This window comes from Methylomonas sp. MK1 (assembly GCF_000365425.1).
Taxonomy (GTDB): domain Bacteria; phylum Pseudomonadota; class Gammaproteobacteria; order Methylococcales; family Methylomonadaceae; genus Methylomonas.
Genome location: NZ_AQOV01000001.1, coordinates 2,628,700 through 2,647,831, shown reverse-complemented (window position 1 = coordinate 2,647,831; position 19,132 = coordinate 2,628,700). Strand labels below are relative to the sequence as shown.

The window sequence follows — 19,132 nt, the reverse complement described above, 5'->3', positions numbered from 1 at the left end:
GGCTGCGTAATGCCGTAAAAAACTATAAAAATACTGATTCTAATAACCCTCTAACGCGGAGTCTTTCTGTCGAAATGAAAGCCAAAATTGCCACATTTTTCACCTTGGTGCTACTGGTTGTCATCAACCTGGGTATCTGGTCTTACGTCAATAACCCGTTAAAACTGCCATCCTGGAGCGATACCATGATGGGGGTGACCTTTAATCCCAAGGGCCGCGATTTCAATCCTGCGGACGGCGTATTTCCCACCAGGGAGCAAATTCAATCCGATCTGGAGTTGTTGTCCGGTAAAGCCCATTCGATAAGAACTTATACCTCGTTGGAGGGCATGGAGGTTGTTCCTGAGTTGACGGCCAAGAATGCGATCAACCTGGCGATGGGGTGTTGGGTGGATTTGGTTGATGACGACAGCTCCGAGGACGATCCGCAAAAAAAGTTAGAGAACACGCAGAAGCGGCTGGATAAAAATCAGCGCGAAGTCGAAAGTCTGATCAATCTAACCAATCAATATCCAAAAACTATTGTCCGCACGCTGGTTGGTAACGAATCCTTGTTGCGTTACAGAAACAAGGTTAGTGGCCCCATCGCGCAGAAAGTTCGTCAAGAATTTTCTGGCTCAATGAGCGAACAAGATTTGCAACTGAAAATTGAGGCAGACGTTAAAGCCGAGGTGGCCGGCAAAGCCAATGAACTGATCGAATACATTCGTGAAGTGAAAAAGCGCACTTGGAAACCCGTCAGTACTGCTGAAACTTGGGATATTTGGGTTGCCAATCCGGCACTAGCGGCGGAAGTCGATTACATAGCCGTGCACATACTGCCTTACTGGGAAGGTGTGCCGGTTGACTTGCCGCAAGGCGCGGAAGGCGAAAACGCTGTCGAATATGTCTTTAAGCGTTACTACGAATTGCAACAGCTTTATCCCAACAAAACCATCGTGATCACCGAGGTGGGTTGGCCGTCGGACGGTCCGCCGCAAAAAGCCGCCAGCGCATCGTTGGCGAATCAAGCCAAATTCTTACGGGAGTTCCTGAACCGGGCGACGGCGGAAAACGTGATTTATTACGTGGTCGAAGCGTTTGACCAGCCTTGGAAGATCAAGCTGGAAGGTACCGCCGGTGCTTATTGGGGCTTATTCAATGCCGACCGGCAGCCGAAATTCCCGATGGAAGGCGATGTCTTAGCAAACCCGACCTGGCGCAACTGGGCCAGTGGGGCTGCGGTACTCAGTATTATCTTGATGGCGGCCTTCTTGTTCACTCGTAAGAGTCTGAAGCTGCCGGGCAAATTTTTCTTCGGTATCGTTGCCAACTTGGCGGCCTCGGTCTTGTTCTGGTCGGCGTCAATCGCGGCAGCGCAATATCAGACCAGCTTTTCGGTGGTGTTCTGGGCCATTTTGCTGATGATGCAGGCCATGGCTATTCTGGTGTTGTTAACGGAGAGTCTGGAGATTTCCGAAGTTATTTGGCATAGAAAAGGCCGGCGGACGTTTACGCCGTTAACACCTTCGGCGGATTTTCGTTATCCGAAAGTGTCCATTCACTTGCCGATTCATAACGAGCCACCGGAAATGGTGCGCAAAACCCTGAATGCGTTGGCTAAGGTCGACTATCCGAACTACGAAGTATTGGTGATGGATAACAACACCAAGGATCCGACAGTTTGGCAACCGGTGCGTGACGATTGCGACCGCCTTGGCCCGAAATTCCGCTTCTTCCATTTGGATAATTGGCCAGGTTACAAAGCCGGTGCGATCAATTATGCGTTGACCAATACCGCCGAAGACGCAGAAATCATCGCAGTGATCGATAGCGATTACATCTTGAGCCCGGATTGGTTGAAAGCGATGGTGCCGTATTTCGACCAGGAAAATGTCGGCTTTGTGCAGTCTCCGCAGGATTATCGCGATTCCGGTCAAAGTACTTTCAAGGATATTTGCTACTGGGAGTATGCCGGCTTCTTTAATATCGGCATGGTGCAGCGTAACGAATTCAATGCCATCATCCAGCATGGCACGATGACCATGGTCCGCAAGTCGGCCTTCGACAAAGTCGGTCCGTGGGGCGAATGGTGTATCTGCGAGGATAGCGAATTGGGTCTACGTCTTTACGAAGCCGGTTACGATTCGGTGTACTGCAAGGAGTCTTTTGGTCGCGGTCTGATGCCGGACACCTTCTCCGGCTATATGACGCAGCGTTTCCGCTGGGTATACGGCGCTATGCAGATCATCAAAAAGCATTGGCGGCATTTCTTGCCTAACAAAAAGTCTTCGCTTACCTCCGCGCAGCGTTATTACTTTGTGGCCGGTTGGTTGCCCTGGTTTTCCGATGCGTTGGCGTTGTTGTTTACCGGGACCAGTTTGATATTGACCGCACTGATCGTGTCGGATCCTATTCACAGCGAACTGCCGGTAAACGCGTTCTTGTTGCCGACCATAGGCTTGTTTGCATTCAAAATCTTGCGCGGTTTGTGGTTGTACAAAGCGCGGGTGGCTTGCTCGATGTTGCATGCCTTAGGTGCGGCGCTGGCGGGTTTGTCGCTTACACACACGGTGGCTCGCGGTACCTTGCAGGGGTTGTTCACCTCCGGCAAGCCCTTCATGCGCACGCCAAAATACGAGCAACAAGGGCCGTTGGTGGCTGGGTTGTTGATCATTTGGCAGGAGTTGTTACTGCTGACCTTACTCGTCGCCGGTATTCTGGCGATGCGCTCCATCGAGCACTTCGATAACTTGAGCGGCCGGCTGTGGATGGCGGTATTGGCGGTGCAGTCAGTGCCTTATGTCGCCACATTGCTGACGATTCTGATTAGCGTTGCGCCTAATTATTTTCCGGGCAAAAAACTCTCCGCCGATGAATTAGACGCGGACGAATAAGTATTGCTTGCTTAGTCTCTGAAAACCCTTGTCGGCTAAAGCTGGCAAGGGTTTTTTGTTTTGGGGGCGAGGCCGGTTCCAGTTGCTACCTGATGTGTTGCTGAGGTTTTAAGGTTAAGCGCCAAAACAGAGGGTATGGCGGGAGTGAATAAAATAAACTGTGTTATATGGCTTATTTCACATGAGGCATTTGCCACATAAATGGGTTATTTGAGTAGCGTATTTGATGGTGGATTGTATTAATTGATTGATAAAAAAGCATAATTGTATTTAGGGTTGAAAATTGCTTGAGTCTACAAATGGTTGTTTTAAAGTGTGTGAGATCACCCGAAACCCTTGGTGTTTTAAATAGCGCTTTTGCCGACAATTAGCCCTTAGTAATAACAAATCGCATGCCTTCGCAATTTTTTAACCTATGAAACACGCAAAAATCAAACTTAGCGCCAAGCCCTGTTTATTGGGAGCGATGCTGCTCACTGTGTTACCCGGAGCCTCGGCGACTGAAGATGGCAAGCCGGACAACAAAACCGGTAGCAATCAAACCGCAGTATTGCCGGAAATGACTGTTACTGCCGAAGGCGGAAAAGCCGCTACGCAAACGACTACAGAAAAATATAAATTGCCTGCTGTGACCGAAAGCGTTACCCGCGAGAAGATGGAAGATACCATCAACGTGATGAACACCGAGGATGCGATCAAGTATCTACCTAATATTCTGGTGCGCAAACGTTATATTGGTGACAAGGAAATGCCGGTGTCGATGCGTACTTCCGGGACCGGTTCCAGCGCGCGCAGCTTAATTTATGCCGACGGCATTTTGCTGTCGTCGCTACTGGGCAATAACAACGGCATGACCGGTTCTCCGCGCTGGAATATGGTATCGCCATCGGAAATCGAACGGGTTGATGTGATGTACGGACCGTTTTCCGCAGCCTACGGCGGTAACTCGATCGGTGGTGTTATTGATATTACGACGCGGATGCCCGAGAAATTCGAGGCCGGCGGCGGCGTACAGTCGGCGTGGCAGGAATACGATGTGTACGGCCATACAGACGTCTATGATTCGCAACAATACACGGCAAATCTAGGTAGCCGACACGGCGATTTTTCCTGGCGCTTTGATGTCAGTCATTTGGATGCGCATAGTCAGCCGGTCACGTATTCTTATCTTGTGCCTACGGGTACATACAACAGTACCAGAAGTCCAACTGCCCCTCTAAGCAATGCGCAAATTGCAGCTCTTCCAGTGGGAACCGCAATTACTCCGGTAATGGGCGCTGTTGGAGATCTTGATAGGACGAATGTCCCGTACTCAGCGATTGGGGAAGGTAATATCAGGCATACCGTACAAGACAATTTTAAATGGAAGCTGGCCTACGATATCACGCCGACATTGAAGGCTACCTATACACTTGGACTTTGGCAAAACGATGAAAGTGGCGGGTTTAAAAGTTATTTGAACAATGCAGTTACGGGATTGCCGGTTAATAGTGGCTATGCGAGTTTTGGAGGTAAAACTTATAATCTTGACTCTCCATCATTTGCGCAAAATGACTATCAACAAATGCATTGGTCGCACGGCATGGCGCTAAAATCAAACACGGGTGGTATTTTCGATTGGGAATTAACAGGTAGCGTGATCAATTACGGTCAGGATGAGCAAAGAGCTCCGACAGTTGCCCCGAATCGAGCAGATGCCGGCGGCGCCGGTAGAATTACCAGTCTAAACGACACCGGTTGGCATACCGTTGATGCCAAGGGTATCTGGCGTCCTGAGTCGGCATGGGGGCCTCACCATGTGAGCTTTGGTTATCATCACGATTTTTACGAGTTAAATAATCAGCAATACAACACGTCTAATTGGTTATATGGCGGCAAGGATAGTTTATTCACCAATTCACAAGGCAAGACCGAAACCAATGCTATCTGGATTCAAGACGCATGGACATTCGATCCCGATTGGACGTTGACCTTGGGTGGGCGTCTGGAGAACTGGAATGCCTTTGATGGGACCAATACCGGTTCCAACGGCAGAACGATCAATCAATCCAACCGTAGCGATTTAAGATTTTCGCCAAAAGCATCGCTGGCCTGGAAGCCGACCGATAGCTGGAAAATTACCAGCTCTATTGCTCAGGCTTACCGTTTCCCAACGGTGACCGAACTGTTTCAGGGTACGAACGTGGGTTCCGGAGGCACTGCAAATATTGTTAACCCCAATCCAACGCTGAAGCCCGAAGAAGCGCTTTCCTCCGAGCTTTCCGCGCAATATTTTCTGAGCGAAGGTTCATTGCGCTTAAGCTTGTTTCACGAGAAGGTTTACGACGCCATCTACAGTCAAACGACTTTCAGTCCATCCACTAACTCGAGCTTATCGTACGCTCAGAACATCGACCAAATCAGTACCTATGGTTGGGAGTTTTCCGGTGAACACAGTAATGTCGTTATCGATGGCCTGGATTTGGCGGGTAACGTGACTTGGGCGAACTCGCGTATCGATAAAAATGCGGCGTTGCCGGCTTCGGTTGGCAAGTATCAGCCTAGAGTGCCGGAGTGGCGGGCCAGTGCCACGGCCACATACCATGTGACTAAGGATTTTACGTCCTCTATCAGCGGACGCTATAGCAGTCAGCAATATGGACAAATCGATAACAGCGACGTCAATCCGGATACCTACACCGGTACCGGTAGCGCGTTTTTCGTTGTGGATACCCGTGCCAAATATCAACTGACCAAGCAACTGACGCTTTCGGCGGGTATCGACAATATCACCAACGAAAAATATTGGCTGTTCCACGTGTTTCCGCAGCGCACCTATATCGCGGAATTGAAATTTAACTATTAATCGGGTATTGAATGTATCTGCAAGGATACGACAGAGTGCGTCATATCCTTGCTGTGCGTCAAATAACACAGTTTAATTTTATCCTGTCAAACGGGTAAAAATGTTCGTAACTTTCCGGGTGCCTACTAAAAGACGATGATGAAATTTCAACTCCCTTTGGCAATGATTACCTCGTTGATTTTGACCGCATGTGCCAACGAGCCGGTTACAATCCAGCAAGGCGCTGAGTCGGCTAAGCACGAACAGCATGCCGACAAAAAAGCGCTATGCACTGATCTGCAAACCAGTCCGGCCATAGGATGTTCCGAGACGGTCACCGCGACTTTCGACAATAGCGGTGTGCTGTGGTTGGCTTGGGTAGTTCGCGATCATATCTATGTGCAATCGTCTACCGATAAAGGTGCGAGCTTTTCCGCACCGGTTGCGGTAAATGCGGAGCCGGAGTCGATTGCCGCGCGTGGCGAATACCGGCCAAAAATCAAACTCGATGCGCAAGGTAATCTCTACCTAACCTGGACCCAGAACCTGGAAAAACGCCATACCGGCCATATTCGTTTCAGTCGTTCGACGGATCGCGGGAAAAGTTTTTCCACGCCCATTACGGTTAATGACAATCCGGATGTGATCGGTCACCGCTTCGATGCCTTGGCGGTGGGGAAGAATGGTGAGATTTTCGTCGCTTGGCTGGACGCACGCGATAAAGAAAAAGCCAAGGCAGCCAAGCAAGAGTTTGCAGGTACTGCTGTGTATTACGCCTGGTCGGACAATGGCGGTAAAAGCTTTTATCCCAACAAGATCGTTGCACCGCATAGCTGTGAATGCTGCCGCTTGGGAGTGGAAATAGATGCCGACAATTTGCCGGTGGTGCTGTGGCGGCATGTTTATGACGGCAATATCCGCGATCATGCATTGGTTAAATTTAAGGATTGGCACACGCCGGGAGCTGTGCAGCGCGTCAGCCAAGAAAACTGGAAAATCGACGCCTGTCCGCATCATGGTCCGGCCCTGTCAATTGCCGACAATGGCGTTTACCATTCGGTATGGTTCAGCGGAGCCGCTGATAAACAAGGCTTGTTTTACGGCCACTCCAAGGATGGCGGTCTAAGTTATTCGCCGGCCTACCGTTTTGGCAATCAAGGTGCCAAACATCCCAACGTGTTTGCCAAGGGCGAACAAGTAGCAGTGGTTTGGTCGGAATTCGACGGCAGCCATAATCTGTTGCAGTTGATTAAGTCTAATGATGGCGGACTGAGTTGGTCGAAACCCGAAGTCGTCGGTAAATCGGCGGAAAGCGCGGACGACGCTTTTCTGTTGAGCGATGGCGAGAATCTCTATTTGTCCTGGCAAACTGCGCAGGGTTATCAATTCCAGCCGATTTAGGTTTTATTGATCTAAGGCCATCCCGCTATTACCGCGGGATGGCGGCCTGATTGATCAGTTCAATTTCCAATCAGTTTCAATTCCGCTTCCCGATATTTTTCAGCGCATTTTCTGCTAACTTCTTCCGGCAATTTCGGGCCGGGGGCGGTTTTGTTCCAATCCAATGTTTCCAGGTAATCGCGCAGATACTGCTTATCGAAGCTGGGTGGGCTGATGCCGACTTGATATTGTTCGACCGGCCAGAAGCGTGATGAATCGGGGGTCAACGCTTCGTCGATTAAATACAGTGTGCCGTCTCCGTCCAGGCCAAATTCGAATTTAGTATCGGCGATGATGATGCCGTGCTCGCGAGCGTAATCAGCAGCTGTCGTGTATAGCCGCAAGCTGGCCTCGCGCACTTTGCCCGCCAGTTCCTCTCCCATTAACGCCACCGTGTCGGCGAAGCTGATGTTTTCGTCATGCGTGCCCATTTCGGCTTTGCTGGACGGTGTGTAAATCGGCTGCGGCAGTTGTTGCGCTTGTTGCAGGCCGGCGGGTAGTTCGATGCCGCACACTGCTCCGCAACGTTGATAATCTTTCCAGCCGGAACCGATCAGATAGCCACGCACGATGGCTTCGACTGGTAGCGGCTTCAGACGTTTGACGATGATGGCTCGGCCTTCCACTTGTGCTCTTAGATCGGAATCGGGAATCACGTCCGCCAGCGTCAAATCGTTGCTTAAATGATTGGGAATAATATCGCGCATTTTTTCAAACCAAAAATTACTCACCCGGGTCAATACCCGGCCTTTACCGGGGATCGGGTCGGGCATGATCACATCGAACGCCGACATCCGGTCGGAGGTGACGATCAGCAAATGCTTATCGTCTATTTCGTACATGTCGCGGACTTTGCCGCGGCCGAGCAATTTCAAATGCGGCAGAGAGGATTCGTAAAGTGCGGCGGGGGCATTCATAATACGGGTGCGGAGTCAGTGGAAAGTGTCTGCAATTTTATCATTAAACCTGTTGAGGATAGGAAACGCATGAGTTGGCTGGGCAAGTTGGTGGGTGGGGCATTTGGATTTATGTTGGGCGGACCGTTGGGCGCAATTTTCGGTGCGTCGGTGGGGCATCAGTTTGATGCCGGAATGGAAGGGATGGCCGGCGAGTCATTTAATCCGGGCGACCAGCAGCGCGTGCAAATGGCCTTTTTCACCGCCACCTTCGCGGTGATGGGTCATGTCGCCAAGGCAGATGGCCGGGTTTCCAACGAGGAAATCGGGTTGGCGAAACGGGTAATGGACAATATGGAACTCAACCCCGAGCTGCGCGAAGCGGCTGTTCAACTGTTTCAGCAAGGCAAGCAGGTCGATTTTCCGTTAGCGGAAGTGCTACGGCAATTCCGGGTGGAATGCCATCGCCGTACCCATTTGGTGCGAATGTTCGTGGAAATCCAGATTCAGGCGGCTTTTGCCGACGGCGTCTACGATGCCAAGGAAGAAAATCTGTTGCTGGATATTTGCGCGCAACTGGGTGTATCGCGTTTCGAATATCAAATTATTAAAGGGCAAGTACAGGCGCAGCATCGTTTTCAGCAGTCCGGCGAACAGTTCCAGGCTAAGTCCGGCCTGTCAAAATTCGAGGATGCTTATGCCGTGTTGGGCATACCCCCGACAGCCGAGGATGCCGATGTGAAAAAAGCCTATCGGCGCCTGATGAGTCAGCACCATCCAGACAAGTTGGTGGCTAAAGGTTTACCCGAGGAAATGATGCAGATGGCCAAGCAAAAGACTCAGCAAATCAGGAAAGCCTATGAAACGATACGGGAAGCAAGAGGGTTTTAAAAAGAGCCCACCAGCCACAGAGGCGGCTGACGGGCTTGAAATAAACAGATTAACTGCTTAACAACGAGGGAGGTACAACAAAACTTAAGCGCGAAACGAGTCGCTGAAATCCAGATTGCTGGCGATGGTTGCAGCGCCAAATAGCATGGTGGAGATGATGAACTCGCCAGACATGAAGCCAAACACGCCGGTGGTGAAAAACAGGCCGGTGAGTACGTCTTTATAAAGATTGTTCGATTTGTTCATTTTTGCTCCTAGACTGAATACAGTCGATACCAATGAAGACGACTTCACTATAAGCTTTATTTTTTTATTTACAATACCGGCAATAGTGGATTATTTGTTTCCTTTTGAGAAACAAAAGTGAAATAAAGCTGTCATCTAGGCTTGTTATAAGCTGTTTTTAATCCAGGAATGCGCGAAGCGCGGGCAGATTGCTCTTGGGTAGTTTGACGGAGAGCCTTACCGAATCGGAAAAATCCTGGCCGATAATGCTGCCGTCCAGTTTTTTTAACTGGTATTCCAGCGCTTGTAGCCGGTGGTAATCGAGAGTTAATGTCAGTTCGACAAATTCAATGTATTCGACAATGTCGGCGGCCTCTATGACTTGCTTGGCGACATTGCCGTAAGCGCGGGTCAAACCGCCCGCACCCAGTTTCACCCCGCCGAAATAACGAATCACCGCCACGACTAGATTGATTAACTGCTTGCCTTCCAGGTGCTGAAAGATCGGTTTGCCGGCGGTGCCGCTGGGTTCGCCGGCATCGTGAAAGCGACAGATCAGACCGTCCGGCGATTGGATGCGGTAGGCGTAAACTATATGGCTGGCGTCGGGGAAACGCTGATGCAAATCCTTTAATAACAACAAGGCTTCACGCTCGGTCTGGCAAGGGCTGATGACGCCGATGAAGCGGGATTTCTTGATGATTTCCTCCACTTCACAAGTCTTGACGACGACACGCACCTTACAACAGCCCGTTAATCGCCGGATGCTGGTTCAGCAAATGCTCGCGAAACGCTTCGATTTCCGTCTCGTCGTTACGCAGTTCGCGCGGAATGTTTACCGGAATATCGCTGATGATCCGCATCGGCGGCGGCGACAGGAAAATCAAGCGGTCTGCCAACGCAATCGCTTCGCGTAGATCGTGACTGACGAACAATACCGTATGCGGCCGCTGTTGCCACAATGAATACAATAAATTGCGTACCTGCCGGGCGCTGGGCGCATCCAGCGAGACGAAGGGTTCGTCCATCAGCAAAATGTCGGGGTTGATGGCAAAGGCGCGGATGATCGCCACCCGCCGTTGCATGCCTAGCGACAGGCGTTCCGGATACACCTGCTGCACATCGCTTAGTTGCATGTCCGCCAATAAGGCATCGATCAAAGTGGCTGGCGGCGTTTGCGCAAATACCACTTCGATATTCTGGCGGACCGTATACCAGGGCAACAGTCTGGGATTCTGAAACACATAACCGATCTTGGCGGATGCGGCTTGGCTACCAATGCGGATTTGGCCCTGATAATGGCTGTCCAGACCGGCAATCATATTCAATAAAGTGGTTTTGCCGCAGCCGGACGGGCCGAGCAGGCAGACGAATTCGTTACGGCCCACGCTTAGCTGCAAATCGGCAATCGCCTGGTGTTGGCGGTCGTCGACATGCCTGGAGCGATAAGTCTTATCCTGGATGCTGATGGTAATATCGTTCATCGCCGCCACCGTAAGGCTTTGCGGTCCAAGGGGCGGAGCAGCAGCCATTCGATTAGTTGGATGACCGCGACGAAGGCAAAGGTATACGCCAGCAGGCTGGCGACATCGAATAATTGAAAGAACAGATGCAGCTGATAGCCCATACCATTGCTGCGGCCGAGCAGTTCCACCACCAAAATGATTTTCCAGATCAGCGCCAGACCGGAGCGAGTGGCGGCCATCACGAACGGGTGCAACTGCGGCCAGATCACATGGCGGAAGGTTTTTTTGCGGTCGAACCGGTAGCTTTCCGCCATTTCCAGCAAATCCTTATCCAGCGCTCGCGTGCCTTCGCGAATGGTGACAATCACATTCGGCAACTTATTGATCACCACTGCCAGAATCGCCGCCGATTCCGCCAGTCCAAACCAGACATAGCAGAGAATAATGGTGACCAATGCCGGAATGTTCAGGAAAATTACCAGCCAGTGATCGAAGAACGCGTCCAGGGTTTTATTGTTACCCAGCGTCACGCCTATCGCGCAGCCTAATACCATCGCAATCGAGAAACTGACCAGCAGGCGCAGCAGCGTGACGCCCAAATGATAAGGTAGTTCGCCGGATTGAGTCGCCTGCCAAAATACCTGGGCGACATGGGTCGGATAGGGTAGCGTTTGGCTGTTAACCAAGCCAGCCGCCAGCTGCCAGATACCCAGCAGCACTAACAGCGACAGCAGCGTGATGGCGGTGTGATTAAATTTAAAAGTGCCCGTCAACATCAATCGGCCGACCAGAATGTCCCCGCTTGTAGTTGGCCTGATGCGCCTGTCAGCTTGTTATTGCTCAGTTGATGCAGCAGCGTGTAGATTTTTGCTGCAGCGTTTTGTTGAGTGGCGCCCCATTGTTCGACCCGGCCGCGGCAGTAACGCTCCCGCAGTTTCTGTTGTTCTTCTGTGCTGGTTGCGTCGGTAAGCGGCACGATTTTCTGCCATTCCGTATCGGAGTTACACAGCGTGTCGTGGGCTTGTTTACTCAGACTCAAGAATTGTTTGAACGCTGATTTATGTTGATCGGCCCAGTCCTGTTTGAACACATAGCCGATGCTGGGTACTATTTCGCTGATGCCGAGTTGGCGGATGATGTCTTCGCCGGTCAATAACACTCGATAGCCTTGGGCTTCCAGATGCGCGGCGAATTGCCAGAAGGTCAGCAAAGCGTCGACGCGTTTTTCTAGCAGTTGCTGACTCAGTAATGGCGGCGCTCCGTAGATCTTTTCCACGCCGGCGTTTAGATCCAGTTGTTGCTGTTGTCCTAGGGCTTGCAACAACAGCCAGTTTTTATCCAGCTCGCCGCCGGCTATACCCAGTTTTTTGCCTTTTAGATCGGCCAGCGACTTAATCGGGCTATCGGCCGGTACCAGTAATACACCGGAGGTATCGGAAAATGGATAAAAACTCAAATTCGTGCCGGTGCTGCGCATGCTGGAAGTCCAGATCCAATCGGAAACGATTACATCGACCGAGCCAGCTTGCAGAGTAACCTTACCCGCTTGTTGATTGGCAACCGCAATGTTCTCCACACTGAATTCCGCTTTGTCCAATAGGCCTTGGTTACGCATCGCCGCCAGTTCCCAATTTAAGGTACCGGCTGCCATGGTGCCTATACGGATAGTGGGTTTCTCGTTGGTGCTGGCAAACTGCGGCAATAAAGCAGCAATGGCAAACAGGCAAATTTTCATATTCATCTGCAAAGTCCTTAGTCGGATGGTTAACGCGACGATTTTAACGCAGCCGCCGCGAATACGAGAATGTTTGTCGGATTTGCTTGGCGGCGATGTGTTGTCTAGGGTTTAACGGCAAGCCCTTCGACCGATATTCCCAAAAGCCCGAGCCAACTAGACCTCGCGCGTAAGCTTGGGTTCCGGCATTGCAGGTCAGCGGGGAATTCAAGGGCTCCCTTAAACAATCTGATTAGCAAGCTTTAGCCGTGTGCCTTGCAGCCGCAAAATCGTCCTTTCGGCAAGGAATGCTGATAGCTATAGGTTTAGCATTCAGGAAAATTAACGGCTGTGGTGCAGACACTTCCTGGTGCTTATTCGCCTATCACCCGGTGGGAAGTAATCTGTCTTCCCGCTCAAATCTGGCGGCGGCCACCGGCCGGCCGGTGTAATAGCCTTGGTAGGATAGACAGCCTTTATTGCGTAAAAAGATCATTTGTTCCTGGGTTTCCACGCCTTCTGCAATCACATGTAGACCTAAGTTTTTAGCCATATTGATAATGGTCTCCACAATCACCGCGTCGTTGGGGTCGCTGGCGATGTCCCGGACGAAACTCTGATCGATCTTCAATTGGCTGATGGGCAGTTTTTTCAGGTAAGACAGCGATGAATAGCCGATACCGAAATCGTCGATCGAGGTTTTCACGCCTAGGGTTTGCAAGTCGCGCATTTTTTCCACGGTGTCGTCTATGTCACTGATGACGCAGCCTTCGGTCAGTTCGATGACCAGGCGCTCGGCGGGCAGTTCGGCGTCGATCAAAATGCGTTTTACTTGATCGACAAAATCGGCCTGGCGGAATTGCCGGGAACTGACGTTAACCGCCACATGATGAATGGCTAGATTCTGTTCGTCCCACACTTTAATTTGCCGACAGGCCTCGCGCATCACCCATTCGCCTATCGGCAAAATCAACTGGGTATCTTCGGCAATCGGGATAAATTCCGCCGGCGAAACCATGCCTTTTTCCGGATGTTGCCAGCGGATCAGCGCTTCGGCGCTGACCACTTTGCCGAGGTGATCGACCTGAGCCTGATAATGCAGTAAAAACTGCTTTTGTTTCAGCGCCTGACGAATCTCTTTTTCCAACGTCAAACGGCGGTCGGCGGTTTCCTGCATCGATGGACGGTAAAAACTGATGCCGTTACGGCCGCTTTCCTTGGCCCGGTACATTGCGGTGTCCGCTTGTTGAATGACCTCTTCCGGCTGCTCGGCTACCTCTGGAAACAAGGTAACGCCTATGCTGGTGGAAAAGTGATGTTCGCTGCCCTGTACCGTGAAAGGTTGATTGATGGTGTGCAGAATTTTTTCCGCCAGCATCGCCGCGTGACTGGTCGCTTGCGACAGTTGCGCATAGCGGCCCGGCACCATCACGATAAATTCGTCGCCGCCCAACCGACAAGCGGTGTCTTCGTCGCGGATAATCGACTTAAGACGTTGGGCAACCTGGATCAGCAATTCGTCGCCGACTTGATGTCCGCGCGAATCGTTAAGGGTTTTGAAATGATCCAAATCCAGAAAAAACAGCGAACCGTAATAGCTTTGGCGTTTGGCGGCGGCGATTTCCTGTTTCAACCTATCCAGCAGCAAACGCCGGTTCGGCAAGCCGGTCAGCGGGTCGTAAAATGCCAGTTCATGGATTTCCCGCTCGGCGGCTTTTTGCTCGCTGATGTCGGAAAAAATCGCTACATAATTAAGCAGGCGGCCCTGCTCGTCCCGGACGCCGGTAACGGTGAGCCATTCCGGAAATACGTCGCCGTTTTTGCGCCGATTCAAAATTTCGCCCTGCCATTGGTTATCCCTGTCCAAGGCCTGGATCAAGGCTTGAATAAATCCGGGGGCTTGATGAGCCGACGACAGAAAATCCGGCTGGCGGCCAATCACTTCCTCTGCGCTGTAGCCGGTGATTTTGTTAAAGGCGTTATTGACGCGCAAGATCGCCCCATCGGCATCGGTGACGATAATGGCCTCGTGCGACTGGAACGTGGTTGCGGCAATGCGGAGCTCGTTTTCCTGCTGTTTGCGGCGTTCGATCTCGGTATTCAGGGCCTGGTTGCTGCGCAACAAGTCGCGGGTTTTCAAAGCCACCAGATCTTCGATGCGGGCGGTGCGTCCGCTCATCAGCATTAAACCGAAGCTGGTCAGGCCGCAGAGCAAAAAGCTCCCGGAAAGCAGCCACCAAACCGTCCAGGAATGTTGTTGCGCATAAAACTCCGGCAGTGGTTTATATTCAAGCGTCCAGCTCCGGTCGGCAACCGCCAGCGATTGCCGTCTGGTTGGCGGAAAGTAATATTTTTTCGATTCAGCGCCTTCCGGAGTGCTGCGATATAACAGCTGGTCTTGATCATAGATGGCTACGGACAAACTTATGCTTTGCAGGCGTGTGGACAATTCCTGAATTTCGCTGCTTAACTTAAAAACGTTGGCGACCAATCCCAGAAAAAACTGCTGGCGCTGGGCGCTGGTGTTAAGTGATTTTCCTTTTAGATAAACCGGCGAATAAATGGCGAAGCAGGGTTGATTATCGTCGCAGACGATGCCGGCCGTCACCACCGTTTCGCCGGAATTAATCGCTTTGTGGATCGCCGCTAATAGCTGTTGGTTGCTGGCAACATCGAAACCTATGTTCCGCTGATTGCCGAAGGAGTAAGCAATGGGTAAATAAATGTTTCGCTTACCGGCCGGTATCAATTGATGATTGCGGTCGAGTTCGCGGATGGTGGTTTCCGTCTGTTGTTCGAATGCGCTACGGTCTTCGGCATTGACTCTGGGTATCCATTCCAATGCCTCCAACTCGGGATGTTTGGTGAAGATGGTATGGGCAAATAGCCTGAACTCGTTGGGATTGACCGATTCCGAGCTGTCGAACAAGGCTTTCAGCAACTGATTATTCAGAATGTCGTCGCCGAAATGTTCCTGGAGGTTGGTATGGGTCAGATTAATCTGATTTTCGAACAGCCCATTAATGCGTTGATTTTCCAGATTGCGGCTGTAGACAAAGGCGATGACCACCAACAACAGCGAAATCGATAAAGGATAGGCCACGAATTTTTGCCGCTGCCGCCAGATATGGCGTGGTGTACCGATAAACAACAGCAGCAAGGGCGCGAAGATCACCGTGCCTATCGCATCGCCTATCCACCAAGTACACCAGTTCAGGCCGAATTCTTCAGCATCGATGGTGTCGAAAATGTACAGAAAACTAGTGCCGACGCTAGCCGATATTAAGCTACTTGCAATCGCCAACAAGAAAAACCAGACGACATGCCGATCTTCCATCAACGGATTGTGTTTGCCTATCCAGCGGTTGATCAGGGCCGCACCGAGCAAAGGCTGGGCGATGGCGCCTACGCTGGCGGCGGAGCCTACCCAAATCGGGGTAAACCAATCCTCTGGGGTGGCCAGGTCCGCAAAAGCGTAAATTTGCGTGCCCAAGGTGCCGATGATCAGGCCCGGCAATATTCTGGGGCCGTAACCAAGCAACGCGGCCAGAGCTATACCCGCTGACGGCCAGATTGGGCTGGCATGGCTGGGCTGCATCGCCAGCAAATGCCCTAAATAGCCGCCGATAAAATAGGCAAGGGCCAAGGCGCTGTTGATTAGAAAAAGTCTAAAAGCTGTCGGCATGATTAAACAGGCGGACTCTGGTTTTCGCCGACGCTGGGCGAAGCAGTGGCTTTAATGATTTGCGGGTAACAGAACGCCATTCTCGACATCGATGGTAAATGCTTTGCCAAAACCGGCGACATATTGGCCACGCAAAGGGGTTAGCGCCAGTAAATGAAAATCCGCGAGTGAGCGCAAAACCGTAACTGTTTCGCCGAACCGGTCTTGCAGCATATCTAACAACTGGGCATATGCCGCCTGGGGTTTGTCGACTTCACCAACAGCACATTCGAATACCAAGCGACGTCTGGCAAACGGATTGACCGCTTCGGCCTCCGGTTCGATAAACATGATGGATGCCTGGCCTTGGCGCAGCATATTGCCGGTATGCCGGGCTAATTGGCTGACATAGATGTAATAAGTATTTTGGTATTCCAAAAACGGCGCATAACTGACTTCGGCTGTCCCTAGCTCGGAACTGCTGGCGATTATCAGGCTTTGGCTGTTGGCAATTAAAGTCCGGTAATCGGCGGCTAGCGGTTCGGCGCTCATGGTGTTGTGGTAGCTGTCAGTTGCGAGTGGCGGAAACAATCGACGGTGTGATCGTTGACCATGCCCACCGCCTGCATATAAGCATAGCAGATGGTTTTGCCGACAAACTTAAAGCCGCGCTTTTGCAGATTCTTGCTCATCCGTTCCGATTCCGGCGTGTAAGCCGGTAACTGGCTATGTTGCAGCCAACGGTTCTGCCGCGGCTCACCGCCGACGAAGCTCCATATGTATGAGTCAAAACTGCCGAACTCCTGCTGTACCCGTAAAAAAGCCTGAGCATTGTTTACCGCGGATTCAATTTTCAGGCGATTTTTGACGATGCCAGGGTTTTGCAATAACGACGCCAGTTTTTTGTGGTCATAAGCGGCGACCTTAACCGGATCAAAATGATCGAAAGCGGCGCGGTAAGCCTCGCGCTTGTCGAGTATGGTCCGCCAACTGAGCCCGGCTTGTGCGCCTTCCAATATTAGAAACTCGAACAACATCCGCTCGTCGTGTAGCGGCACGCCCCATTCGTGATCGTGATAATGCTCTTCGTTAGCGCTGCCCAGCGCCCACACGCATTTGCTGGGCATCAGTCTTTCTTCATCAGGTTTTTCAAATCGGCGAATGGGTTGAAGGTCGCTACCGGCGCCTTGCCGTCCGATGTGGCTTTGCCGCCGTAACGCACGTGCTCTTCGTAGCGTTGATGCTCGTTGTCGTGGCAGTAAAGGCACAACAACTCCCAGTTGCTGCCGTCGGGCGGATTGTGGTCGTGATCGTGGTTGACGTGATGTACGGTCAGTTCGCGCAGGTTTTTATGATCAAACTCCCTTGAGCAGCGTCCGCAAATCCAGGGATAAAGTTTTAACGCTTGCTCGCGGTAGCCTTTTTCCCGCTCTTCCTTGTAGCGTCGGGCTTCGGCGACGATGTGATAGGCTTTGTTATCCGACATGATGTCCTCCGTATATTAGCCGCCGGTGGCGTTCATGTGCCGCAAAATCACCGGCTGTTCGTGAATGTTAAATTCGTGTTTTTCGGGTTTGATTTGCATGGCTTCGACGATGGCTTGTTTCAACATAGCTTTGTCGCCAGGATGATCTCTGACCACCTCTTTCAGATCAACCGAATGTTCGTTGCCTAAGCAAAGCAATAAGCGGCCTTCGGCGGTCAGGCGCACCCGGTTGCAACTACTACAGAAGTTGGCGCTGTGCGGCGAGATAAAACCGACTTTGCTGTTACTGCCTGCCACCCGGTAATAAGCCGAAGGTCCGCCGGTCGAGTCGGTCACGGCTTCCAGCGTAAATTGCTGCTGCAAATCCTGTCTGATCAACTCGCTGGGATAAAAAGCGTCGCCGCGATGATGGTTGTCCACCGCGCCTAGCGGCATTTCTTCGATAAAGCTGATGTCGATGCCACGCTCGACAGCAAATTGCACCAGATCGCAGACTTCTTGATGATTGCGGTTTTTCAGAATCACCGCGTTGAGTTTGATGCTTTGGAAACCGGCCGTTCGGGCCTGTTCGATGCCTTTCAATACTTGTGCTAAATCGCCGGTGCGGGTCAGTTCCTTGAACTTGGCCGGGTCCAAGGTATCCAGGCTGATGTTGACGCGTTTCACGCCGGCGGCTTGTAAGTCATCGGCCATTTCGGCCAGATGTGAGCCGTTGCTGGTCAATACCAGTTCGTTCAGGCCAGGCACGCGTCCCAGGTTTTGCAGCAAGCCTAATGCGCCTTTGCGCACCAGCGGCTCGCCGCCGGTTATCCTGATTTTGCCCACGCCCAGCTCGACGAAGGTTTCGCAGATAAAACGGATTTCTTCCAGGCTGAGAATCTGGCTACGCGGCAGAAATGTCATATCTTCAGCCATGCAGTACACGCAGCGAAAATCGCAGCGGTCGGTAATCGATACCCGCAGGTAGTTGACCACTCTGCCGAAGCGGTCTATCAGTTGCAACGGTTTGCTAGGCGCCATTACATTCAAACAGAAAAATAAAAGAAGAAAATAGTAACACAGCGCCGCGCTGTGTTATTGCCGTTTGCTAAAAGAGTAGGGTTGAACTGACAAGTTCCTGTGACGGTTTTTACGTGACTATTCGTTGCCCAAGCGCCGCAGCAAAGCCAACACCGCCTCTTCTATCTGCGGCAATGCCTCGCTCGGATGGGCGTCTTCTATATCGTCTACCTGCCAGTATTCTACGCGTTCCACCCAGTCCGGGAAGCGGCTATGCAGCAAGGGTTGATGCTCGGTTTGCTTCAAGGCGACGATATGCCGGGCAACGGCCAAGTCCTCATTGGTCAGTGCAATCGGCGCGCGGATGGGCTCGATGGGAATCTCCCGCAAGGCCAAGCCATGCCGGGTGTGCGGTGAAATCGGCCCGGCATCGTCTTTCAGTAACTCGATAGCCAGCCCGCGCGAAAACGCCCGCCAGGGCAATGAGTAATCCGGTGCATGATGATTGAACAAATACTCGGCAAACCGGCTGCGGTAGTAGTTGCCGGTGCAGAGGAATAGGATTTGGGAGTGGGTGGTGCTCATAAAACTCCTTTTGGTTAGGCGGCTTAAAACGATTGCTTAAATTTGTGCAGAGGGTAAAAAAAAATT

At 51.6% G+C, this 19,132-nt stretch carries 16 protein-coding genes; 4 read left to right on the top strand and 12 right to left on the bottom strand.

The features are described from left to right. The first annotated feature begins 74 nt into the window (after window positions 1-74). From G006_RS0112550 to G006_RS0112540, 3 genes are all read left to right on the top strand, one after another. The gene (locus tag G006_RS0112550) at window positions 75-2,876 is read left to right on the top strand and encodes a glycosyltransferase (protein WP_020483544.1); all 2,802 of its coding nucleotides are present in this window, start codon (window positions 75-77) and stop codon (window positions 2,874-2,876) included. A gap of 415 nt (window positions 2,877-3,291) precedes the next feature. Next, on the top strand, window positions 3,292-5,721 hold the full coding sequence (locus G006_RS0112545) for a TonB-dependent receptor (RefSeq protein ID WP_020483543.1): 2,430 nt from the start codon (window positions 3,292-3,294) through the stop codon (window positions 5,719-5,721). A 135-nt stretch (window positions 5,722-5,856) separates the two neighbouring features. Further along, window positions 5,857-7,101 (top strand): sialidase family protein, encoded by a 1,245-nt coding sequence (locus G006_RS0112540; RefSeq protein WP_020483542.1) that lies wholly within the window; start codon window positions 5,857-5,859, stop codon window positions 7,099-7,101. A 59-nt stretch (window positions 7,102-7,160) separates the two neighbouring features. Here the strand turns inward: G006_RS0112540 and G006_RS0112535 are convergent, their stop codons facing one another. Then, on the bottom strand, window positions 7,161-8,057 hold the full coding sequence (locus G006_RS0112535; RefSeq protein ID WP_020483541.1) for a phosphoribosylaminoimidazolesuccinocarboxamide synthase: 897 nt from the start codon (window positions 8,055-8,057) through the stop codon (window positions 7,161-7,163). Window positions 8,058-8,126: 69 nt separating this feature from the next. On the opposite strand from G006_RS0112535, the gene djlA reads away from it, so the two are divergent. Beyond that, entirely contained in the window at window positions 8,127-8,927 is an 801-nt protein-coding gene (gene djlA, locus G006_RS0112530) for a co-chaperone DjlA (protein ID WP_020483540.1), read from the top strand. 84 nt (window positions 8,928-9,011) lie between these two features. On the opposite strand, the gene G006_RS28855 is transcribed toward djlA, so the two are convergent. From G006_RS28855 to G006_RS0112475, 11 genes are all read right to left on the bottom strand, one after another. Further along, the gene (locus G006_RS28855; protein WP_020483539.1) at window positions 9,012-9,173 is read right to left on the bottom strand and encodes a hypothetical protein; all 162 of its coding nucleotides are present in this window, start codon (window positions 9,171-9,173) and stop codon (window positions 9,012-9,014) included. A gap of 157 nt (window positions 9,174-9,330) precedes the next feature. Continuing rightward, window positions 9,331-9,891, bottom strand: a complete 561-nt coding sequence (locus G006_RS0112520) for an IMPACT family protein (protein WP_020483538.1) — start codon at window positions 9,889-9,891, stop codon at window positions 9,331-9,333. 1 nt (window position 9,892) lies between these two features. Next, window positions 9,893-10,636, bottom strand: a complete 744-nt coding sequence (locus G006_RS0112515) for an ABC transporter ATP-binding protein (RefSeq protein WP_020483537.1) — start codon at window positions 10,634-10,636, stop codon at window positions 9,893-9,895. Then, window positions 10,633-11,394: an ABC transporter permease gene (locus G006_RS0112510; protein WP_020483536.1), complete on the bottom strand. Its 762-nt coding sequence runs from the start codon at window positions 11,392-11,394 to the stop codon at window positions 10,633-10,635. Before G006_RS0112510 ends, G006_RS0112515 begins: the two co-directional genes overlap by 4 nt. After that, complete coding sequence (locus G006_RS0112505) at window positions 11,394-12,353, bottom strand: ABC transporter substrate-binding protein (RefSeq protein WP_020483535.1); 960 nt, start codon at window positions 12,351-12,353, stop codon at window positions 11,394-11,396. Before G006_RS0112505 ends, G006_RS0112510 begins: the two co-directional genes overlap by 1 nt. 364 nt (window positions 12,354-12,717) lie before the next feature. Beyond that, entirely contained in the window at window positions 12,718-16,017 is a 3,300-nt protein-coding gene (locus G006_RS0112500) for an EAL domain-containing protein (protein ID WP_020483534.1), read from the bottom strand. 51 nt (window positions 16,018-16,068) lie between these two features. After that, window positions 16,069-16,548, bottom strand: coding sequence for a HugZ family pyridoxamine 5'-phosphate oxidase (locus tag G006_RS0112495; RefSeq protein ID WP_020483533.1), 480 nt, complete (start codon window positions 16,546-16,548; stop codon window positions 16,069-16,071). Further along, on the bottom strand, window positions 16,545-17,123 hold the full coding sequence (locus G006_RS0112490) for a DNA-3-methyladenine glycosylase I (RefSeq protein ID WP_020483532.1): 579 nt from the start codon (window positions 17,121-17,123) through the stop codon (window positions 16,545-16,547). The genes G006_RS0112495 and G006_RS0112490 overlap by 4 nt, the downstream gene beginning before the upstream one ends. Continuing rightward, window positions 17,123-17,482 carry a YajD family HNH nuclease gene (locus G006_RS0112485; protein WP_020483531.1) on the bottom strand — a complete coding sequence of 120 codons (360 nt, stop codon included), beginning with the start codon at window positions 17,480-17,482 and terminating at the stop codon, window positions 17,123-17,125. Before G006_RS0112485 ends, G006_RS0112490 begins: the two co-directional genes overlap by 1 nt. A gap of 15 nt (window positions 17,483-17,497) precedes the next feature. Continuing rightward, window positions 17,498-18,502, bottom strand: coding sequence for a GTP 3',8-cyclase MoaA (gene moaA, locus G006_RS0112480; protein WP_033194217.1), 1,005 nt, complete (start codon window positions 18,500-18,502; stop codon window positions 17,498-17,500). A 117-nt stretch (window positions 18,503-18,619) separates the two neighbouring features. Continuing rightward, on the bottom strand, window positions 18,620-19,066 hold the full coding sequence (locus tag G006_RS0112475) for an arsenate reductase/protein-tyrosine-phosphatase family protein (protein ID WP_020483529.1): 447 nt from the start codon (window positions 19,064-19,066) through the stop codon (window positions 18,620-18,622). Window positions 19,067-19,132: the final 66 nt, after the last annotated feature.

Excerpts from the sequence above, each read along its gene's own strand:
- G006_RS0112535 (WP_020483541.1), bottom strand. The coding sequence starts at position 8,057 with ATGAATGCCCCCGCCGCACTTTACGAATCCTCTCTGCCGCATTTGAAA.
- G006_RS0112490 (WP_020483532.1), bottom strand. The coding sequence starts at position 17,123 with ATGCCCAGCAAATGCGTGTGGGCGCTGGGCAGCGCTAACGAAGAGCAT.
- moaA (WP_033194217.1), bottom strand. The coding sequence starts at position 18,502 with ATGGCGCCTAGCAAACCGTTGCAACTGATAGACCGCTTCGGCAGAGTG.
- G006_RS0112510 (WP_020483536.1), bottom strand. The coding sequence starts at position 11,394 with ATGTTGACGGGCACTTTTAAATTTAATCACACCGCCATCACGCTGCTG.
- G006_RS0112485 (WP_020483531.1), bottom strand. The coding sequence starts at position 17,482 with ATGTCGGATAACAAAGCCTATCACATCGTCGCCGAAGCCCGACGCTAC.
- djlA (WP_020483540.1), top strand. The coding sequence starts at position 8,127 with ATGAGTTGGCTGGGCAAGTTGGTGGGTGGGGCATTTGGATTTATGTTG.
- G006_RS0112540 (WP_020483542.1), top strand. The coding sequence starts at position 5,857 with ATGATGAAATTTCAACTCCCTTTGGCAATGATTACCTCGTTGATTTTG.
- G006_RS0112500 (WP_020483534.1), bottom strand. The coding sequence starts at position 16,017 with ATGCCGACAGCTTTTAGACTTTTTCTAATCAACAGCGCCTTGGCCCTT.
- G006_RS0112475 (WP_020483529.1), bottom strand. The coding sequence starts at position 19,066 with ATGAGCACCACCCACTCCCAAATCCTATTCCTCTGCACCGGCAACTAC.
- G006_RS0112505 (WP_020483535.1), bottom strand. The coding sequence starts at position 12,353 with ATGAAAATTTGCCTGTTTGCCATTGCTGCTTTATTGCCGCAGTTTGCC.
- G006_RS0112550 (WP_020483544.1), top strand. The coding sequence starts at position 75 with ATGAAAGCCAAAATTGCCACATTTTTCACCTTGGTGCTACTGGTTGTC.
- G006_RS0112545 (WP_020483543.1), top strand. The coding sequence starts at position 3,292 with ATGAAACACGCAAAAATCAAACTTAGCGCCAAGCCCTGTTTATTGGGA.
- G006_RS28855 (WP_020483539.1), bottom strand. The coding sequence starts at position 9,173 with ATGAACAAATCGAACAATCTTTATAAAGACGTACTCACCGGCCTGTTT.
- G006_RS0112515 (WP_020483537.1), bottom strand. The coding sequence starts at position 10,636 with ATGAACGATATTACCATCAGCATCCAGGATAAGACTTATCGCTCCAGG.
- G006_RS0112495 (WP_020483533.1), bottom strand. The coding sequence starts at position 16,548 with ATGAGCGCCGAACCGCTAGCCGCCGATTACCGGACTTTAATTGCCAAC.